Source organism: Flavobacterium tructae (assembly GCF_001853485.1).
Lineage (GTDB): Bacteria > Bacteroidota > Bacteroidia > Flavobacteriales > Flavobacteriaceae > Flavobacterium > Flavobacterium tructae.
Map to the genome: position 1 here is coordinate 889687 of NZ_MIKE01000011.1, position 20792 is coordinate 910478.

The 20792-nt window shown below is 37.1% G+C and carries 19 protein-coding genes; 4 read left to right on the top strand and 15 right to left on the bottom strand.

Annotation, left to right across the window (positions count from 1 at the left end):
- Positions 1–146: 146 nt before the first annotated feature.
- Positions 147–2915, top strand: coding sequence for a M4 family metallopeptidase (locus tag BHE19_RS05805; RefSeq protein ID WP_070906307.1), 2769 nt, complete (start codon positions 147–149; stop codon positions 2913–2915).
- 133 nt (positions 2916–3048) lie between these two features.
- Positions 3049–3939 (top strand): SAM hydrolase/SAM-dependent halogenase family protein, encoded by an 891-nt coding sequence (locus tag BHE19_RS05810; protein WP_070906308.1) that lies wholly within the window; start codon positions 3049–3051, stop codon positions 3937–3939.
- 111 nt (positions 3940–4050) lie between these two features.
- On the opposite strand, the gene BHE19_RS05815 is transcribed toward BHE19_RS05810, so the two are convergent.
- Both BHE19_RS05815 and BHE19_RS05820 read right to left on the bottom strand, forming a co-directional pair.
- Positions 4051–4581: a DUF6646 family protein gene (locus BHE19_RS05815; protein ID WP_070906309.1), complete on the bottom strand. Its 531-nt coding sequence runs from the start codon at positions 4579–4581 to the stop codon at positions 4051–4053.
- Positions 4582–4632: 51 nt separating this feature from the next.
- Entirely contained in the window at positions 4633–5367 is a 735-nt protein-coding gene (locus BHE19_RS05820) for a metallophosphoesterase family protein (protein WP_070906310.1), read from the bottom strand.
- Positions 5368–5601: 234 nt separating this feature from the next.
- Here BHE19_RS05820 and dinB point away from each other — a divergent pair, with 234 nt between their 5' ends.
- Together dinB and BHE19_RS05830 are read left to right on the top strand one after the other, a co-directional pair.
- On the top strand, positions 5602–6684 hold the full coding sequence (dinB, locus tag BHE19_RS05825; RefSeq protein WP_070906311.1) for a DNA polymerase IV: 1083 nt from the start codon (positions 5602–5604) through the stop codon (positions 6682–6684).
- A 99-nt stretch (positions 6685–6783) separates the two neighbouring features.
- A complete protein-coding gene (locus BHE19_RS05830) occupies positions 6784–7281 on the top strand; it encodes a PAS domain-containing protein (RefSeq protein WP_070906312.1) in 498 nt (165 codons plus the stop codon).
- 145 nt (positions 7282–7426) lie between these two features.
- Here BHE19_RS05830 and BHE19_RS05835 read toward each other — a convergent pair whose 3' ends face one another.
- The 13 genes from BHE19_RS05835 to BHE19_RS05895 form a co-directional block, all read right to left on the bottom strand.
- Positions 7427–9031: a fumarate hydratase gene (locus BHE19_RS05835; RefSeq protein ID WP_070906313.1), complete on the bottom strand. Its 1605-nt coding sequence runs from the start codon at positions 9029–9031 to the stop codon at positions 7427–7429.
- A 71-nt stretch (positions 9032–9102) separates the two neighbouring features.
- Positions 9103–9834, bottom strand: coding sequence for a hypothetical protein (locus BHE19_RS05840; protein WP_070906314.1), 732 nt, complete (start codon positions 9832–9834; stop codon positions 9103–9105).
- Between the two features lie 276 nt (positions 9835–10110).
- Positions 10111–10293 (bottom strand): hypothetical protein, encoded by a 183-nt coding sequence (locus BHE19_RS22575; RefSeq protein WP_070906315.1) that lies wholly within the window; start codon positions 10291–10293, stop codon positions 10111–10113.
- Entirely contained in the window at positions 10290–10751 is a 462-nt protein-coding gene (gene tnpA, locus BHE19_RS05850) for an IS200/IS605 family transposase (RefSeq protein WP_070906316.1), read from the bottom strand. The genes BHE19_RS22575 and tnpA overlap by 4 nt, the downstream gene beginning before the upstream one ends.
- Before the next feature lie 91 nt (positions 10752–10842).
- The gene (locus tag BHE19_RS05855; RefSeq protein ID WP_070906317.1) at positions 10843–12282 is read right to left on the bottom strand and encodes a nucleoside recognition domain-containing protein; all 1440 of its coding nucleotides are present in this window, start codon (positions 12280–12282) and stop codon (positions 10843–10845) included.
- Between the two features lie 110 nt (positions 12283–12392).
- Positions 12393–13463 carry a winged helix DNA-binding domain-containing protein gene (locus BHE19_RS05860; protein WP_070906318.1) on the bottom strand — a complete coding sequence of 357 codons (1071 nt, stop codon included), beginning with the start codon at positions 13461–13463 and terminating at the stop codon, positions 12393–12395.
- Between the two features lie 14 nt (positions 13464–13477).
- A complete protein-coding gene (locus BHE19_RS05865; RefSeq protein ID WP_070906319.1) occupies positions 13478–14191 on the bottom strand; it encodes a 3'-5' exonuclease in 714 nt (237 codons plus the stop codon).
- 140 nt (positions 14192–14331) lie between these two features.
- Entirely contained in the window at positions 14332–14808 is a 477-nt protein-coding gene (locus tag BHE19_RS05870) for a methylated-DNA--[protein]-cysteine S-methyltransferase (RefSeq protein ID WP_070906320.1), read from the bottom strand.
- 189 nt (positions 14809–14997) lie between these two features.
- Positions 14998–15822 (bottom strand): NAD-dependent epimerase/dehydratase family protein, encoded by an 825-nt coding sequence (locus tag BHE19_RS05875; protein WP_070906321.1) that lies wholly within the window; start codon positions 15820–15822, stop codon positions 14998–15000.
- Positions 15823–15893: 71 nt separating this feature from the next.
- Positions 15894–16313, bottom strand: a complete 420-nt coding sequence (locus BHE19_RS05880) for an SRPBCC family protein (RefSeq protein WP_070906322.1) — start codon at positions 16311–16313, stop codon at positions 15894–15896.
- A gap of 12 nt (positions 16314–16325) precedes the next feature.
- Positions 16326–18731 carry a M28 family peptidase gene (locus BHE19_RS05885; RefSeq protein ID WP_165607905.1) on the bottom strand — a complete coding sequence of 802 codons (2406 nt, stop codon included), beginning with the start codon at positions 18729–18731 and terminating at the stop codon, positions 16326–16328.
- 12 nt (positions 18732–18743) lie between these two features.
- Positions 18744–19091: a hypothetical protein gene (locus tag BHE19_RS05890; protein WP_017495877.1), complete on the bottom strand. Its 348-nt coding sequence runs from the start codon at positions 19089–19091 to the stop codon at positions 18744–18746.
- Entirely contained in the window at positions 19088–20617 is a 1530-nt protein-coding gene (locus BHE19_RS05895; protein ID WP_070906324.1) for a bifunctional GNAT family N-acetyltransferase/carbon-nitrogen hydrolase family protein, read from the bottom strand. The genes BHE19_RS05890 and BHE19_RS05895 overlap by 4 nt, the downstream gene beginning before the upstream one ends.
- Positions 20618–20792 lie beyond the last annotated feature (175 nt).

Consider the following 20792-nt stretch of genomic DNA (forward strand, 5'->3'; position numbering starts at 1 on the left):
GTAAAAAAGATTGTATTTAATCGATTAACGGCAAATTTCATCGATTATATAACATAAATAAAATACTTTTATGTTAAAATAGAGTATTTACTTACGTTTAGTATTTTATTTGTAATCCATTTAACCAAACTAAATACCACATTATTATGGACAGAAAATTACCAAAAATCATGGCATCAGCCGTTGTTATTCTTACATTTTCAGTATCAGGATTTGCCCAAAACACAGATAAACGGGTAAGTCAGAAAAATGTATCCGAAAATGGACAACCAAGCTTAATCACTTTTAGTGATAAATCTACTTACAGAGGAACAGATTACAACACTGTTTTTAAAGAACAATTGGGTTTAAAAGACAACCAGTCCTTTTCTAAAATTAAGATCGAATCTGATAGAGAAGGTTTTACACATGAAAAATTTCAATTGTACGAACAAGGTATTAAAGTAGAATTTGCCAATTATACCCTACATTCCAAAGAAGGAAAATTAGTTTCCATGAACGGAGAGTTTTATGCCCTTCAAAATGTAAAAACAACCCCAAAATTATCCAGTAAAGCGGCTTTCGACAGAGCGGTTGCTTATACAGGAGCAAAACAATATCTGTGGGAAAACCCGCAAGATGCTGCAGCAATGAACTATGAGAAGCCAAAAGGCGAATTGGTTTTATTGCCGGCAATGGAAGAACAGGGTGAAACCAGAAAGTCAGATAAGGTGAGACTGGCTTATAAATTTGACATTTATGCCACCAACCCGGTAAGCCGCGGAGATCTTTATATCGATGCAGAAACCGGAAAAGTCCTGTTTTATAACGCTACCATAAAACACCTTGGTGAATACAGCCACGGAAATAAAGTAAAAACCGCCAAAGCAATACATCAAAAAGAGGACGCAAATACTAAAAAAGCTTTTGTTGCAGCCAATGCCGCGACACGTTACAGCGGAACGCAGGTAATACAAACTACCTTAAGCGGAGCGTCCTATATACTTGCTGATGCGACAAGAGGTTTGGGAATCAACACCTACAATATGAAAAAGGGAACCAGTTATACAGCAGCCGTAAATTTTACGGATGCCGATAATAACTGGACCGCTGCTGAGTATAACAATGCGAACAAAGACAATGGAGCTTTGGATGCACATTGGGGAGCTGAAAAAACATACGATTATTGGTCAACAGTGCATGGCAGAAACAGCTTTGATAACGCAGGAGCAATTATAAAAAGCTACGTACATTACAGCAATGCCTATGATAACGCTTACTGGAACGGTAGTGTAATGACTTACGGTGACGGAAGCGGAACTTATTTCGATATCCTGACCGCTATTGATGTTGCAGGACACGAAATTGGACATGCTGTTTGTACTTATACAGCGAATCTAGCGTATCAAAAAGAATCCGGAGCGATGAACGAGGCGTTCTCTGATATTTGGGGAGCCTGTATTGAATATGCAGCAGCACCAACAAAATCGATCTGGTTAATTGGTGAAGATATCGAAAGAAGATCAGGGCACCTTTCTTTGCGCTCAATGAGTGATCCAAATTCTGAAGGTCAGCCGGACACTTATGGCGGAACCTATTGGATCAATCCAAATTGTACACCAACAAGCGGTAACGATTATTGCGGTGTGCATACCAACTCCGGTGTATTGAACCACTGGTTTTACATTTTGTCTGTGGGGAAATCAGGTACAAATGATATCGGAAATGCCTATAACGTAACAGGGATTACAATTGATAAAGCGGCAAAAATTGCGTACCGTCTGGAAAGCGTGTATTTAACAGCAAATTCTACTTTTGCCAATGCACGAACTTCAGGAATACAATCGGCTATTGATTTGTATGGTGCCGGTTCACCGGAAGTTATTGCTACCACCAATGCATTTTATGCTGTAGGTGTTGGAGCTGCGTATGTGGACTCAAATGATACAACTGCGCCAACAGCGCCAACAAATCTTGCTGCTTCCGGAACAACGGGGTCAACAACTAATTTAACATGGACTGCTTCAACAGATAATGTAGGGGTTACGGGGTATGATATTTACCAGGGAACAACTCTAAAAGGTTCGTCTACTACAACCAATTATACCGTAACAGGTTTAACAGCATTGACAGCGTATAGCTTTAGCGTAAAAGCCAAAGACGGAGCAGGAAATGTTTCAACAGCAAGTAATGTTGTAAATGTTACGACTACAGCGGCATCTTTAAACTATTGTAACTCTCAGGGGAACAGTACTGTGGACGAGAGAATTGGAAAAGTGGTATTCGGTACCATCAACAACACTTCAACAGGAACAACCGGTTATGAAAACTATACCGCTATCTCTACAAATGCTGCAAGAGGAACAGCTTATACGATAACAATTACTCCGGTTTGGACTTCTACTATTTACAGCGAAGGATATGCAGTTTTTATCGATTACAATCAAGATGGGGATTTTACAGATGCAGGTGAAACAGTTTGGACGAAAGCAACCTCTACAGCGGCTACAGCTACAGGAACTATTACAATTCCGGCTACAGCAACACTGGGTACAACAAGACTTAGAGTTTCTATGAAATACAACGGAATACCAACTTCTTGTGAGTCATTTTCTTATGGACAAGTAGAAGATTATTCGATCAATATCACAGCTTCAGGAGCTATTGTAAATCAGGAAATTGCAGCAGGATTAGTTGAAACTAATGAAACGGCAAGATTTGCATTGTATCCAAATCCGGTTGTTGATGAATTAAATGTTTCATTAGCAGATAACACAGGATATACTTTCAGAATTACAAATACATTAGGTCAACAAGTGAGTTCAGGAGCCCTTTCAGGAAATTCTATTGATGTGAGAACTTTAAAAACAGGACTTTATGTTATCGAGTTGAATAATGGTGCTAAAAGAATCGTTAAGAAATTCGCCAAAAAATAAAAATGTTAGTTTAAAAAACGAAAAGCCTCGCAATTTGCGGGGTTTTTTTATGGAGTTCCCCAATGTAATTTTTGTATGTCACGGTTAGACCGCTTTTTGTAAGTTTGTTTGTTTAGTAATCCTAAAAAAGATCATGATGAAATTGTACTTATTGCTTTTTTTGTATGCCATTAGTTTTAGTAGCTTTTCTCAGAATAATGTATTGGTTTTTCAATCTGATTTTGGGTTGAAAGATGGAGCCGTATCAGCAATGAAAGGAGTGGCAATGGGAGTTTCAACAGATTTGAAGATATTTGATCTGACGCATGAAATTCCGGCGTTTAATATTTGGGAGGCTGCTTATCGTTTGTCGCAAACCGCACAGTACTATCCCGCAGGAACTGTATTTGTATCCGTTTGTGATCCGGGAGTGGGAACCGCGAGACATTCTGTAGTTTTACTTACCAAATCAGGACATTATTTTGTGACTCCCGACAACGGAACTTTAACTTTAATTGCAGAACAATTAGGAATTCAGGAAATTCGCGAAATTGATGAAGTAAAAAACCGTCGCCAAAATTCAAATGAATCCTATACCTTTCATGGACGCGATGTATATGCTTTTACAGGAGCACGTTTAGCCTCAAAAACGATTGCATTTGAAGAAGTAGGGTCTAAGTTGCCTAATGAAGTGGTGAAAATTGATTATCAGAAACCGGTTTTAGAAAATGGAGTTATTAAAGGAGGTATTCCGGTTTTGGATATTCAGTATGGCAATGTATGGACAAATATCGATAAAAAGACCGCTGAAAAATTAGGCTTGAAAGCGGGAGATGTAGTGAAAGTTCAGGTTTTTGATGGTGCTAAAAAAGTATACCAAGGGAAACTGAAATTAGTAAATACATTTGGTGAGGCTGAAATAGGGACTGATGTTTGTTACTTCAACAGTCTTTTAAATTTCTCGCTTGCAGTCAATCAGGGGAATTTTTCAGAAAAGTATAAAGTGTATAGCGGAGCCCATTGGAGTATTTTGCTAAGCAGATAAAATAAAAAACCGCCCAGCTAGGCGGTTTTTTGACTTTATAAATTTTGCTGTCGGACAATTTCAGAGGAAATACGGTTTTAAATAAAACTTATATTTTCTTATCCGTTGCGCTTATTGTAAATTGAATGAGGCTCCTAAACTAAAAGTTGCCTGATTGTTTAAATGATCAAATACATCGTTGTTGTTTCCGTATTTTGCAATTGGAAATCCAATCTCTGTGAAAACACCAAATCCATCCGTAAAGAAATAACGTCCGCCAACATGACCTCCAAAGTTACGCAACCCTAAACTTAAACCAGGATAAACATCCAATTGTTTAACCCCAATAACACTGCTTAGGTTAGCATTAATTCTGGCTTTAGCATCAAAACGATCACTAAACTTCGGTTTTAAATCAGTGTATGGCGTTGGATTGTTATGATAGAAACCATTAAAGTTGTCTACTCCTAATAAATAATTGGCTACAAATCCAAAAGAGAAATTTTCTCCAAGACCAAAATCTACCGAACCCTGAATTCCGGAACCACCATTTTGTATGTTAGCACCAACATTCACTCTAGTGTCTCCTTTTCCTTTAAAAGCCTCTTGTGCTTGTGTGAATCCAAATGATACTAAAAACAAAAGTGTAATTACCTTTTTCATAAATATAAATTTTAATTATTTTTTTAAGTGCAAAAATAGCCATTTTAGGAGTTAATTCCTGCCTTTTTCAGAAGAATACAGTTCATTTAATGGTTCGCTCTGCCAGAATTCCTTAGTGTCGACGTTTAAAATAGTCAACGGGCCTTTAAAAGCGGCACCAGTATCAACGTTCCATATATTTGCTTTTTGTACAGGTGTTGTTTCGCCAATTCGGGTCACAGGAGTATGTCCGATATAGATTTCTTTATACAACGTAAAACGCTTAGGATAAAGTGCATCACCGATTTTTAAATTAGGATCTAGCGAAAGAGCTGTCTCCCAAAGCGTTCTGTCCCAGTAGAATAATTTTGGAAAATATTCATATTTGACGCCATTCAGATTGGTAAAACCTGCGTGAACAAATAATCGGTTTTGATCGTCAAGGTAATAATCCTCCAATGATTCGAGGAAAGCGATATGTGCCTGTTTTTCTTCCTCACTCAGTTTTTCGTAAGCCAGAACAGTCGCCTCACCACCATGTTTGAACCATAAAGTTTCGTCAACATCTTCTGTTTTGCTTTTAAACCAGGACAAAAGCAGTTCATCATGATTTCCTCTGATGCAAATGCAATTTTGCTTACTTTTTAAGTCCATTAAATATTCAATTACTTGTGGAGATTGGCTCCATCCGTCAACATAATCGCCTAAAAAAATAAGAGTATCTTGTGTAGTAACTTTGGCTTTTTTCATCACTTGTTCAAGCGCGAGTAATCCGCCGTGTATGTCGCCTATAACAAATGTTCGCATTTTAATTCTTTAATGTAGAAATACAAAAATAACGAAAAGGATTCGTTTGAGACTAGTAACTTGAGAATCTTTACAAATGGTGTGATTTGAATTGTTATATGTAAAATGTAAAAGGTGAAATTTGGAATTTGGAATTTGAGATTTGAAATTTGGAATGAACTTGGGGTGATTGGAGAGATTATTTTTATGATTATTTTCGATACTTTTTGTGCCTTTCCTCTTTAAATTTGTAGTATGTCCGAAACCCCAACATATCGAAAAATCATTCATATTGATATGGATGCTTTTTATGCTTCGGTAGAGCAGATGGATAATCCCGCTTTGCGTGGAAAACCTGTTGCTGTTGGCGGATCAGAGAATAGAGGCGTAGTCTCGGCTGCAAGTTACGAAGCGCGAAAATTTGGTGTACGAAGTGCCATAAGTGGTGTTCTGGCCAAAAAATATTGTCCGGAAATTATTTTCGTTCGTCCGCGATTTGACCGTTACAAAGAGATCTCGAATAAAATTCATAAAATATTTCATGAGTACACCGATCAGGTTGAGCCTCTTTCGCTGGACGAAGCTTATCTTGATGTGACACAAAATAAAAAAGGCAACCCAAGCGCAAGTTTGCTTGCACAGGAAATCAGACTCCGAATTCTGAATGAAGTTGGACTCACGGCTTCTGCGGGAATTTCGATTAATAAGTTTGTAGCGAAAATTGCATCGGATGTTAACAAACCAAATGGACAGAAAACGGTTAATCCGGACGAGGTTTTAAACTTTTTGGAAGAATTGCCCATTCGGAAGTTTTACGGTGTTGGAAAAGTGACCACCGAAAAAATGTACCAATTGGGAATTTTCACAGGAGCAGATCTTAAGAGCAAAGACGTAGCGTTTTTGGAGAAACATTTCGGAAAATCGGGGGCCTTTTATTACAATGTGGTTCGCGGGGTTCATAATAGTGAAGTAAAAGCGTCTCGTGTAACGAAATCAGTTGCGGCAGAGCACACCTTCGATGTCAACTTATCCTCTGAAATTTTTATGCTCGAACAGCTTGAAAAGATTGCGGTATCTTTAGAAAAAAGATTAAAAAAATATAACATCTCGGGCAAGACCGTGACACTTAAAATCAAATACAGCGATTTTACGCAACAAACGCGTAGTAAAACGTTGCCATACTTTATTTCTGATAAAAGTTTAATTTTAGAGACTGTAGAGGAGCTTCTGTATCAGGAACGGATGAAAGATTCAGTTCGATTGCTTGGCATTTCGCTGAACAATCTAAATACAGAAGAAAAAAAGGCAGTAGTAGTACAGCTTAAATTTTCCTTCTAATTGCATTAAGGAATAATTAAATTGTATAATTTATCCTTTTGTGATGAATTTTCTCTCTATCTTTGAGTGAAAGAGTCCATTAACATTGAATCATTCGCAATGAAAACGAATAAATTTGAAGAAGTTTCTCATCGTAATTCAGTCCCTATTATGGCCTGGGATTTTCATTGTGAACATTTAAAAGAATTAAAAGCGATTCTTACTGATGTAAAGAAAGTGAATAAAATTTCGAGTCAGTTTATCTGGGACGCCAAAAATCTGGAAATTGAAGAACGAATAAAAAATGAAGTGGTCCTGGTTACCGATTTGGATTTGAAGATCATTTTTGCTTCAAACGGAATCAGAAAAATGACAGGCTATAAGGAAGAAGAAGTTTTGGGTAAAACTCCGAAAATGTTTCAGGGACCGGCTACTTCAAAAGTTGTGCTTAAAGAAATAAAAGAAGCCATTCAGCAGCGAATTCCTTTTGAAAAAACAATTGAAAACTACAGAAAAGACGGCAGAACCTATAAATGTAAAATCAATGCACGTCCTGTTTTTAATTTAAAAGGACAGTTGTCTCATTTCATTGCTTTCGAAAGTGAAGAATTGGATTAAGGTTCTAAGATTCTGAGATTCTGAGGTGCTGAGACGCAAAGGTTCAAAGGATAATACTTGTAAAAAAACAAAACCGCCCTAAGGCGGTTTTTTATTGTTTAAGAAGACTTAGAATCTTAGTATCTCAGCACCTCAGAATCTTAGTCTACAAATTTTCAAAAAAATCATTTCCTTTATCATCCGTAATAATAAAAGCCGGGAAATCTTTAACGGTAATTTTACGAACCGCTTCCATTCCTAATTCTTCGAAATCTACGACTTCAACTTTTAGGATATTGTCTTGTGCTAAAATAGCAGCAGGACCTCCAATAGAACCCAGATAGAATCCGCCATATTTTTTACAGGCATCTGTTACCTGTTTGGTACGGTTTCCTTTGGCCAACATGACCATACTGCCTCCATGTTTTTGAAACTCATCTACATAAACGTCCATACGTCCTGCAGTTGTCGGTCCAAAACTTCCTGAAGCCATTCCTTCCGGAGTTTTTGCAGGCCCGGCGTAATAAACTGGATGATTTTTAAAGTATTCCGGCATCGGTTTACCTGCTTCCAATAATTCCATGATTTTGGCATGTGCAATATCACGGGCTACAATTACAGTTCCGTTAAGTTTTAAACGGGTTTTAATTGGATATTGAGATAATTTGGCCAGAATATCGGCCATTGGCTGATCTAAATCAATTTCAACAGGTGCTTCTAAGTGCGGAGCTGTTTCCGGTAAAAATTGCTTTGGATTTACTTCTAACTGCTCAACGAAGATTCCGTCTTTAGTAATCTTCCCTTTAATATTTCTGTCGGCTGAACAAGAAACTCCTAATCCAACCGGACAAGAAGCCGCGTGGCGAGGCAAACGAATTACACGAACGTCATGCGTGAAATATTTTCCACCAAACTGAGCCCCAATCTCACTCTCCTGACAGATTTTCTGAACACGTTCTTCCCATTCTAAATCACGAAACGCCTGACCGGCCATATTTCCTGAAGTTGGCAGGTGGTCATAATAACCCGCAGATGCTTTTTTTACAGCACTTAGATTCGCTTCTGCAGAAGTTCCTCCAATTACTAAAGCCAGGTGATACGGAGGACAAGCCGATGTTCCTAAATCTTTAATTTTCGTACGGATGAAAGCATCCATCGATTTATCATTTAATAAAGATTTTGTTTGTTGGTACAAGTAGGTTTTATTAGCAGATCCACCACCTTTTGCCATGAATAAAAACTCGTAAGAAGTTCCTTTTTTGGCATAGATATCAATTTGTGCCGGAAGATTTGATCCTGAATTTTTCTCTTCAAACATCGAAATCGGAACAATTTGAGAATAACGAAGGTTACGCTTTTGATACGTATTGAAAATTCCTTTGCTTAACCATTCAGCATCATCAACACCTGTAAAAATGCTTTCCCCTTTTTTTGCCATTACAATAGCCGTTCCCGTATCCTGACAGCTAGGTAACTGACCTTCGGCAGCAACAGATGCATTTTGTAATAAGTTGTAAGCAACAAAACGATCGTTATCTGTAGCTTCCGGATCGTCAAGAATGTTTCTTAGTTTTTGTAAATGGGTCGTTCGTAACATGAACGAAACATCGGTAAGGGCTTCTTCCGCCAATAATTCTAATCCTTTTGGGTCAACGGTCAAAACTTCACGTTGTCCAAATTGCTCTACTTTTACAAAATCTGAGGTGATTTTGCGGTATTGCGTATCATCCTTCAAAATAGGATAAGGGTCCTGGTATATAAAATCAATCATTGTTTTGTTTTTTACAAAGTTAGAAATTATTTACCTAAGAAAGAATTTGAATAAGGCCCGTTTTCTAACCTTTATTTTTGACTGTGGAAGTCATCAAAACTCATTTTTTTCTCAAAATAGGTTTGGTCTTCCTTGGTAAGCGGCTGCTTTTTCCACTGATTTCCAATCAAGCGAAAAACCATTGAATCCGAGTATTTAACAGTTCCCATATTCTCGTCATTGTCATCGGGTTCAAAGAAAACAGTTTTGCAGTAGAAGGAATCCGGATTGACTTTTGCAGAAGGATTTACAAATTCAACCCATCCGCCCCAGCCACTATCGGACATGCTTGACCATTCATGAACCAATTGTACGGTCTTATTTTTCAGATAGTATAAATAGTTGTTCTGATTGTAACCACAAGCAGGATATCCAAAACTAATATGAATGAACGGAGAGTTTTTAGTCGTGGCTGAAGCCAATCCAAGAGAAGCTCCCCATTCTGAACCTTTTTCGATCCCTTTAATCGAGATTTTTGAAGAAACAGTTTTGGTTTTATTTTGATAAAAATCAAGTTGGTAATTTCCGGTTACGATACTGTCTTTATCTGCCTTTTGGCTGATCAGATGTGCAAGAATATAGTTGTTTGCTGGAGTTTCGCCCTCATCGTTAAGAGTTATTGTATCCGTTTTTAAGAATTTTTCTTTAGCGGGAATTGCGTTTTCAACTTTGTTTTCAGGATTGATACTTATTATCTGCGATTCGGATTTTGGTTTTTGACAGGCGATTACAAACGATAGAAGCAAAAGGTATTGTGGTTTCATGGTTTGTTATTTTTTAGGCTTTGATTAAATGGTTCTTATTTTAATATGGTTTTTTTATTGATCAACGGATTGAAATCCGCTGCTACAAAAGAGGTCATTCTTACGGAATTTGTAATCTTTAAGAAAGAGCCTTCGGCTCGACCAATATTGTAGGGCCGGATTTTAATCCGGTTTAAAAATATGCGACAAGGGGATTTAAAGATCCATCAGATCGGTTTATATTTCTAGGTTTTGTAAAAGATCGCATTGTGATATGTTTCGTTCCTACGGAACTTTTTAAATTACGGTCGTTTTATCGATCAACGGATTGAAATCCGTTGCTACAAAAGAGGTCATTCCTATGGAATTTGTAATCTTTAAGAAAGAGCCTGTGGCTCGACCAATATTGTAGGGCCGGATTTTAATCCGGTTTAAAAAATATTCGACAATGGGATTTAAAGATCCATCGGATCGATTCATATAAGATCATTAAATAGATATTTTTCATCGTAAGAAACCTGAAATCTCTCTAAAAATGTAAAATACTCTTCTTTGAAAGATTGCTTTTTGTGGTGTTCTTCCTGATTTTGAATATATTTATACACCGCATCAACATGTGATTGGCTGTATGAGAAAACACCGTAACCTTCCTGCCATTCGAATCTGGATTTTGTCAGCTTATGGTCATTGATATATTTTGATGATTTTGCTTTTATGGTTTTCATTAGTTCAGAAATTGAAATATTTGGTTTTAAACCCAGAAAGCAATGAACGTGATTTTCGGTACCATTTACAATTATGGTTTTGCATCCCGTTTCGTTTATCAGATGACCAAGAATGCTTAGAAATTTCGATTTCCATTCGCTATTAATAAGTGCTTCTCTATATTTGACAGCAAAAACGGCCTGTATATAAACTTGATGATAGGTGTTTGCCATTTCGCGTATTTTGTATTATAGAAGCAATAATACAAAATATTTCTATGCGTCATTAATAAAAAATAAGAAAAATACTATTTTTTATTAAGCTTTAAAAAAACCAGCTGGCCACAAAAATCGCAGCGATTACACAAATAAAATCAACCAGTAACATGGTGGTAAGCGCGTATCGGGTGTTTTTGATATTTACCGATCCAAAGTAAACCGCAATTACATAGAAAGTAGTTTCGGCACTACATTGGAAAATACTGCTCAAACGTCCGGTAAGGGAGTCTGCTCCGAAAGTACTCATCGAATCGAGTAAGAATCCTCTGGAACCTCCTGAGCTAAAAGGTCTTAGTAATGCAACCGGTAATGCATTTATGATTTCGGAACTTACGCCGATACTGCTAAAGATAAATCCGATTCCATTGCTGATAATTTCAAAGAGTCCACTATTTCTAAAAAGAGAGATGGCAACCAGCATTCCTAAAACATAAGGAAATATTTTAACTCCGGTTTTTAAACCATTGTTGGCACCATCAACAAAAGTATCGAACATTGTAGTGTCTTGTGCTACAAATTTCTTCTCATGAATGAAGGAGAAAATGAGTGTAATTCCAATGATTCCAACCAACATTAATCCTGAAAGGTTAGAAGTAAAGTAGTTTTTTCCAATTAAATCTAAATGATTGACATAGAATAATAATCCTATGATCGCAGCAATAATAGCCATTAAGGCAAGTACCAATGAAGCACTTTTGAAATTTATTTTTTGTCTGATTCCCACAATCAGGAATGCTGCGACAGTTCCAATTAGCGAAGTAATGATACATGGAAGCATAACATCTGCCGGATTGGCTGCATTTGCTGCGGCGCGATATCCAATAATTGAAGTTGGAATCAGGGTCAGACCAGATGCATGAAGACACATAAACATGATTTGAGCATCACTTGCCTTGTCTTTTTCGACATTTAATTCCTGTAAGCTCTCCATTGCTTTTAGTCCAAATGGCGTGGCAGCAGAATCTAAACCAAGGAAGTTTGCTGCAAAATTTAAGGTCATATAGGATATCGACGGGTGATTTTTAGGAACCGAAGGGAACACTTTGGTAAACATCGGACTTAGGAATCTTGCTAGTTTTTCGGAAGCTCCGGAAACGATTAAAAGTTCCATTAATCCGCAGAAAAAGGCTAGGTAGGCAATTAATGGAATGATAATGTCGATCAAAGTACTTTTACAGGTAGGCAGTAAACCGTCTGATTTTTGTACACCACTATAAATTTTTACCGTTTTGTTTTTGTAAACATAAGTAGTATCAGGATTTGTTAAGTCCCTGTTTACAATCATGGTTTTATCTTCTTTTAAGTCGATACTATCTCTCACAAAAGCAGGAATCTGCTCCAGATATTTTTCAGATACCAGAATTGGGTCATCTTTTTGTCCGTTCAAAATAAAATCAAGCGTATAACTGTTGCCAGTAAACAAACTCACTACGACAAATAAAATTGAAGACACAAAAATAGCTAACCAAAATCTGCTCAATACCATAATTATATTTTTTTGTAAATGTAATTATTTAACCCTAAAACGCGCAAGGATTTTAAACAGGAAACAGGAAGTATTTCATTGAAAGCAATTCGGTTTTGTGAAAATTCAAATTATTCGATTTGAATTTTGGTTCCTAAATAGTTTTCGAAAGGCTTAATGGCTTCAAAAAGAATTGCCTTTTTATGATTTTCAGTCTCGTTAAAAAATTGGGTTTCTATTTTGGCATGATCTCTTTTGATGGTGCGTTTCCAGGTTCCGATGACTTTGCTGTTTTCCAGAATTATGGGTTTGAAAATACCGTTGTTGGTAAAAGCCTTTGGTTGATGTTCCGGTAAAATGGATGCTTCTCGGGATTTATACGAAATTAAGATTTCATCAAAAGCCGGAAGAAAATGAATGCTTTCGCGGAAGTCATCTTCGGTAGAAATATCATTTTTGAACCAATACTTCTGATCCTCAATGGTAATAGAGTTTAATTGCAATTCGATTGCATTAATGGTGTTTTTACAGCTGGTAGGGGAGAAACCTGACCACCAGGAAAAGTCAAGAAGAGTAGCAGGGCCATGACTTTCAAAGTATCGAAGGGCTAATTTTATCAAGCCTTCCTCTTGGGTTAGTCTGCCTTGTGTTTTCGGGACCCTTTCTTCAAGCAAAGCATATGTCATTTGTTTTCCGTTCATTTTTCCGTTACAAACCAAACCATCGAGCTCGGCATACATCATAATGGGGCCACTTAAATGATCAGGACTGGGAGTTTTAGTAATGCTAAGTTCCTGCATGATTTCTTCACGGGTGAGATGATTGTTTCCTGCGAGTATTTTTTGAATAGCGGCATTAGTCTGATCTAGTTTCTTAGCATCATAACCGTATTTTTTTACGTAAGAGGTTACAATGCGTTTGACTTGTGGGCCTGAAAGATCCAACATCCAGTAAATATCATCGGCAGAAACAAAATGCCAGGTAGGTCGTAATATATGAGTTCGGATAATTTGTGCCGAATTGATAGCTTCTTCAATCGCTTTTTCTGAAGTATCACAGCGGGAGCCAACCGCCCATTTTGCCATTGCATAGTCCTGAGCCTGCATTGCACCTAAATGCTGCACAATTTCTTGTGGTGTACTGTCAGTGGTTTTATGAAGTTTTTGAGAGATGAGCCTGAGCTGTGCTATTTTTGAATCCATTGTTTAAAGCGGTATTACACATGAATGATTTCATCGTCAATTAATAAATCTTCACGACGCAGGCGAAGAAAAATCTGAGCTACAGCTATGGTGTCTTTCTCACAATAGGTTACAATTCGGTCAATGTCTTTTTCGACATAAAAAACATGTGCGACCTGACTGCCGTCGATATCGCCTTTTGGAGAGGGAACTCCCAGAATTTTGGTCAATAGTTTTAAAGAGGTAAAGTGCTTGTAATCGCCAAACTTCCATAATTCTAAAGTGTCTAAATGAGCTATTTCCCAGGGTTTTTTGCCAAATAAATTAAGCTTTTCCGGAATTGCGATCTGATTGATGATCATGCGTCGGGCAATAAACGGAATATCAAATTCTTTAGCATTATGTCCGCACAGCAGGTGCTGCGGTTTATTGAAATGATTGTTGAGGAGGTTGTTGAAGTCGCGCAGGATTTTCTTTTCATTTCCAAAAAAAGAGGTTACTCTAAAATTTCTAACATCACCTTTGATGGTAAAATAGCCAACCGAAATACAGACAATCTTACCAAATTCTGCCCAGATTCCGGCACGTTCATAAAATTCTTCGGGAGTAAAATCGTCTTTGCGCTGGTATTGTGTCTTCTGATCCCAAAGAGACTGCATTTCTTCGTCAAGCGAATTGAAATTTTCCTCTTCCGGTACCGTTTCAATATCAAGGAAAAGAATGTTGTTAAGGTTAATTTTTTCAATCATTATGGAGACGTCTTATATTTTTAGGCATTTAGATTTATAAAAGTACGCAAATGATTTTAAAAATAAGAAATAGCTTATATTTTTAAGATTTCGATACTTTTTTGTCTTCAGCTTTCGTAAAGGTATGTCTTGTTCAGAAACTAAAATAAACTCTGTTGCGTACTGGGATTCTCATGTTCCAGAAGCCATTTTTTGCGGGAAAGACCACCGGCATAACCTGTTAAAGAACCATTTGTACCAATAACACGATGACAGGGAACCACAATCCACAGTGGATTTTTACCATTTGCTGATGCAACAGCGCGAATAGCTTTTATATCTCCCAGTTTCTTGGTCTGATCCATATAGCTGATGGTTTTTCCATACGGAATTTCCAACAATGATTTCCATACTTTTTGCTGGAAGTCCGTTCCTTTTGGGTTTAGTTTTAAATCAAAGTCGGTTCTTTTACCATCAAAATACTCCTGAAGCTGTGAAACGGCCTCTTCCAGAACTTTAGGAATGGTTTGCGAAATGTCATTATCGCCAACATCCGAAACAGAGACAATAGCAATGCCGTCTTCATCTCCAACGATCTTAGTGATTCCTAATGGTGAATTGACATAAACTGTTTCCATAGTTTTAAACGTAAAGTTTTTACTGCAAAGGAGTAAAGGTTTATGGCAAAGTTCGCAAAGTTTTTTTTAAATGATACAAGTTAGGGAGGTAATTTAAGTTTTTTATGTTTGGGCAAACGATTGTCGCCCTGAGCGAAGTGGCAGGCTTATAAAAAGGTTTCGGCTTCGCTCAGCCGAGTAGGAGGCTTTTTAGTAATGGTCCGGTCTAAATTGATAGTTTAAAACGGATTCTATTTTTTCACTTGAAATAACCTTTTGAATGTTTGACTTTTCAGCTTTGAATTTTGGTGGAATCAGATTGTGTTCTTTTGCTTTTTGAGTGTAGTATTCTTCTCTCGTTGGATGAAAAGGTGCTACAGCATTGAAAACCTCGTTCCATTTAGACTGATTTAGGATTGCTTCGATGATGGCGATACAATCGTTTTGATGGATCAGATTTACCGGAGCATCGGGGTTTTCAAGGTTTTCTTTTCCGGCCAGAAATTTTACCGGATGACGATCTTCTCCGATTAGGCCGCCAAAACGCAATATTGTGGTTGCAAAGTTTTGATTTTTTTGAAGTAAAGCTTCCGCTAAAAGCAATTGTTTACCGCTTTCGGTTTCCGGATTTGGGAGCGTTTCTTCTGTGATTGTTGTGTTGTCGTTTCCGTAAATTGCGGTTGAACTTACAAAAAGTACTTTTTTTACCGTTGATTTTTCTATAAACGGAATTAGATTCTCCATTTTTCGAACAAATACCATTTCAGTAGAAGTGGCAACATTGGTTTTACTTTCTCTTAATTTGGGTGGAATATCAATAATTAAGATTTCACTTTCGGTTAAAAAATCAGTTATGGTATTGGAAACACTTTCGCTTTCAAGTGTAACCAGAAAAGGATTTATGCCTGATTCTTTTAAAATAGTAAGTTTACTTTCAGAAGTTGTCGATCCGTTTACCAGATGTCCTTTTGCGGTAAGTTTTTTAGCCAGGGGTAATCCTAACCAGCCACAGCCCAGAATACTTATTTGTGTCATTTTGTGTTTAAAGCTGTAAAGCTATAAGAATTAAAATTTACCGATTTTTTTGTATCGATAAATGATCGTCTTTACGATTCGATTAAAGCTTTTAAAGCTTGTAAAATTGGGTTTTCTTCACCCTGAGGTTTTTCCTGAACTGCTCCGGGACGATTGTCCTCCTGAACAATTTCGAGTTTTGTTTTCTGATTTTCTTCTGTTAAGACATAACTCATTACGAAGTAATTTTCGGGTTTGTCCTCTAATTCCGGTCTGGGGAAGAATAAGGAATATTTGATTTTTTGATTGGGGATAATCTCCAAAACAGTTCCCCATTGCTCAAAAACCTGACCTTCCCATTCGTTCCTAAATCTGATTTCATTACCGATTTTCCAGTCCGTGATTAAGTCACTGCCGTATTGCCATTGTTTGACCAACTCAGGTTGAGTGAGTGTATTCCAGACTTTTTCGGATGAAGCATTTAAAAGAACTGTAGAGATATTTGTTGCCATAATAAGTAGTTTTTATTGTGGTTTTACAATTGGCTTTGCAATAGGTTTTAAACTGTCTTTTTTTAGGGCAGTACTGTCTTTCACTATTGCTGCAGGTGCAGGAGCAGTTGCGGGTGTTGTGTAGCGTTTTATTTTTTGCTGAATGAGTACTGCATCATTGAGTACAAAAGGTGTTGGCATCATCCAATTACTTCTTGGTTTTACTTTAAGTAGCGGATTGGTCATCAAATCGAAAGAACTTTCAATTAACTCCATATCCAGAGCCGTTAATTTGTTGGTATAAAATTCCATGACAAGAGGTTCGTTGCCTACTACATAGTAACATAAGATTTTCATGCCATCGCGTTCCAGACGATTTCCTTTCTGCCCTGAAGCTAAAACTCCATTAGCTTTGAAATTGAAAAAAGTCATTTTTGGATTGGCATAAATGTCATAACGATTTACCTTTCTGTTTGGGGTGATTTTTATTTTTAAATACCTGTTATTGCCAACCACACTGTCTTTTAAAAATGCAATGGTTGGTTTCGGTATGTCGACTACAGGAGCAATCGCACTATACGTAAAGCCCGAATTGTATTTACTGGCTATTGGTAATGTATTTAGACCAACAGCGCTCTGGTTTTTTTGCCCTAAATAAGTTTTGGTCCAATCGTCAAGGTTAACATCATAAGTTGCCCAAAGAGCAGAGTTGGTATTGGCATTGTAAACGTACAGTAAACTGTTTGATTTTGCTTTTCCCGGTTCGTAATCGGAGTGGTATCCCGCATAGACAAAAAAGCCAATTGAAACAGCAAAGAAAAAGATCGTCCAGATCCCTTTTTTTGCAAACGTGCCAAATATCGGTAATACCAATGTAAAAAGTAATACGGTTAAAATAGCACTTACAAAGAGAATTTTTAATCCTAAGCCAACCGGAAACATCACAATAAAGGGAGCGATGATAACAAATGCCGGAATACTAAAGAGTAGATTGAGTCCGAGACTATAATGTTGAGTAAGAACAAAAATTCCGAACAGGAATATGCCGAAGTATACCGGTATGATCAGAAAACCGGCACCTGCCAGACTATTAGCTACAAATGCATTTATGATGATCCAGAGCAGCAATGGCGCTACAAAATGATTCATGGTGATTTTAGCTTCTGAAAAATGATGGTAGAAGGCAAATGAAATGGCGATACTTAGTGTTACAAACGCACCGATATAAGCATGACCGTTGTATGTGAATCCATTCAATAAATCAGAGTATTGCGGATAAATCTGTAATACAATTTTCCATCCTAAAAATGTTACCAGACCAGCTATGATGAGAGATCCCAATAAAGGAACAAATCCTTTGAATATTTCTCTGAAAGTGATAACACGTTTTGCTTTTCCTATAAAGATGAAAATAATCAACAATCCCAAAGCAATAATTGTCATTGGCCATACCCATGAAAAAGGATAATTAATGAAGGAGAACGGAGCAGTAAAGTACACATCATCTTCTGTTGAAGTTGTAGTATTTAAATCTACATTGGAAAAATATTTTAATAAAGGCATTAAATAAGTTCCCTGATGTGCGAGAGTCGTTTTGTTCAGGTGCTGAACATCATCTTGTTGTGTGTGATAATTGTAGTGACCGTCTATAAAAGCAAAGTTGAATCCCTGAATGTTTCCTTGTTCTCTGAAAACCGTTAGGTCGGTATCATTTGGAAGCATTTTGTAGATGCTGTACATAAGAGAATTGGAAACCGGATAAGTAGTTTTTGCATTAGAAAATTCTTTCACCAATGCTTTGTTTCCTTGGTTGGTTTCCATTAACATATAGCTTGGACCTGAAGATCCTCTAGCCTCAAAGTTAAGAACCAAACCTACATCTTTTGCCCATGGATGGCTGTTTACAAAAAGAGCAGCACCATTTAACCCCAGTTCTTCAGCATCTGAAAAAAGAATGATAATGTCATTTTTATGCGGTTGTTTTGCATATAAAAAAGCACGAATTCCTTCGAGTATAGTAGCAACACCTGAAGCGTCATCACTTGCCCCTTTTGAAAAAGAATGTGGTGCACTGTCGTAATGGGAAAGAAGTAAAAGTGCCTTTGTATTGTTGGTACCCTTTATGCGGGCAAGAATGTTTTTTGATTTTACCAGTATTCCTCTATCATTTAACGTAAAACCTTCCTGAACACTGGTTTCCAAACCAATTTGGTTCAGTTCAAGTTTAAGATAATTGGCTACCAGTTCATGATTGAGAGAACCTACATAGTGCGGTTTCTGCGCAATAATTTTGACTTGATTTAAAGCTCTGTCCGTAGAAAACTCAGCAAGAGCCTCATCTCCTTTAGAGATTACCTGCGGCATCATTGTGGCGTATATAATGCCAAGAATGGCAAGAATGCAAACTATGGCTAGAATTGAGGTCTGGTTTTTTTTCATGGTAGATAGGTACTATATTTCTTTTTTAACAAGCATAAAATAATCATTATCCAAAGAGCGATATCCCTGGTCATACAGAAAATAGTAGGTGTTTCCTGTTTTGGTCTGCAAGATATTGGTAAAGAAATCGAAATCAAAACCTTTGTTTGTCATTTTATCCCTTGTTGCTTTAGATTTCCCGTTAGGGTTTAGTTCGCTCAAAATTCGGTAATTTTTTCGTAATTTATTGTTTACATTACGCATGAAATTTGTACTGTCTTTATTTATTTTATTATTGTAAGCATTTCGACAGCTGTCTGAGCAGAATTTCTTGTCTTCCCTGCCTACAATTTTTTCAGAGCATTCGAGGCATGTTTTCATGAATCTATCTTTTTAATTTCGTACAAATCGGTTCTTCGATCTTTTAACGTGCGTACACTTCCATGTTCGTGTAGTTGTTTCAGCAGGTTCAGATCAACATCCACTATAAGAGTCATTTCTGTATTTGGTGTTGCTTCGGCTTTTATTCCATTACTCGGAAAAGCAAAATCTGAAGGTGTAAAAACAGAGGCCTGAGCATATTGAATATCCATATTGTTTACTTTCGGGAGATTGCCCACGCAGCCGGCAATAGCGACATAACATTCATTTTCGATGGCACGTGCCTGTGAGCAGTGTTTCACTCTGGTGTAGGCGTTTTGAGTATCGGTTAAAAATGGCACGAACAAAATGTTCATTCCCTCGTTGGCCATAATTCTCGAAAGCTCCGGAAATTCAACATCATAGCAAATCAGAATACCGATTTTTCCACAATCAGTATCAAAAGTTTTAAACTGAGAGCCGCCTTTCATTCCCCAATGCTGTACTTCATTTGGAGTTACATGGATTTTAGTATAGATTTCCGAAGTTCCGTCTCTTTTGCAAAGAAAACCAACATTGTAAAGGTTTCCATTGTCCAGATAAGGCATGCTTCCAGTAATGATATTGATATTGTATGAAATAGCAAATTCCTGAAAACGCTTTCGGATAGGATCTGAATATCGGGCCAGTTCACGAATGGCTTCGGCTTCCGATAAATGATTGTAATCGGCCATCAAAGGAGCTATAAAAAGCTCGGGAAACAAAGCAAAATCACTTCCATAACCTGAAACGACATCGATAAAAAATTCGGCCTGCTCAAAAAATTCTTCAATATTGTTAAGCGGGCGCATTTGCCATTGAATCAGTCCCAAACGGATGACACTTTTCTCGAGGTTAATTAATTTTGGACTTTCGTCATAATATACATTGTTCCATTCTAAAAGTACCGCAAATTCTTTCGACTCTTCGTCGCCTTCAAGGTAATTTTTAATAATTCGCAATACATGAAAATCATTACTTAGCTGAAACGAAAGTACCGGATCGTGTAATTCTTTATGTTTTACCTTGTCGATATAATTTTTTGGAGTAAGCTTTTTAGAATGCTGAGCATAGTTTGGAATTCTGCCTGCAAAGACAATGGCTTTCAGATTTAACTGTTCGCAAAGTTCTTTTCGGGCATCGTATAAACGTCGGCCTAAACGTAAACCACGATAATTAGGGTGAATAAAAACATCGATTCCGTAGAGGATCTCTGCATTTTTATTATGGGTAGAAAAAGTATGGTTTCCTGTTGCTTGTTTGTAATTGTGTCTTTTGTCGATTAGCTTTTCATCGACAATTAAGGATAAAGCCGATCCTACGACTTTACCATCTGCCAGTATAACAAGCTGTCCTTCTGGAAAAATAGAAAGTAGTCTTTTAATATCGTCCTCTTTCCAGTACGAATCTGCCATCTCGGGATAGGATTCTACCATAGAATCTTTTAGCTGCTTATAGTCATCGAATTCCAAATTTCGCAATTCGACTTTATTGATTTTTGTCTGCATATCGTAAGGTTTCTCTCAAATATACAAAATAAATTCCATTTACAAACGGTTACAAATAGTTACAACCGAAAGTAAATAGTTGTCTACCGGATAATTGCTTGCGTTCGTCGGATCTTTGTCCTGTTGAATTTGATGAACGAATTCATTTTATACTAACATTTAAATATTATACGCC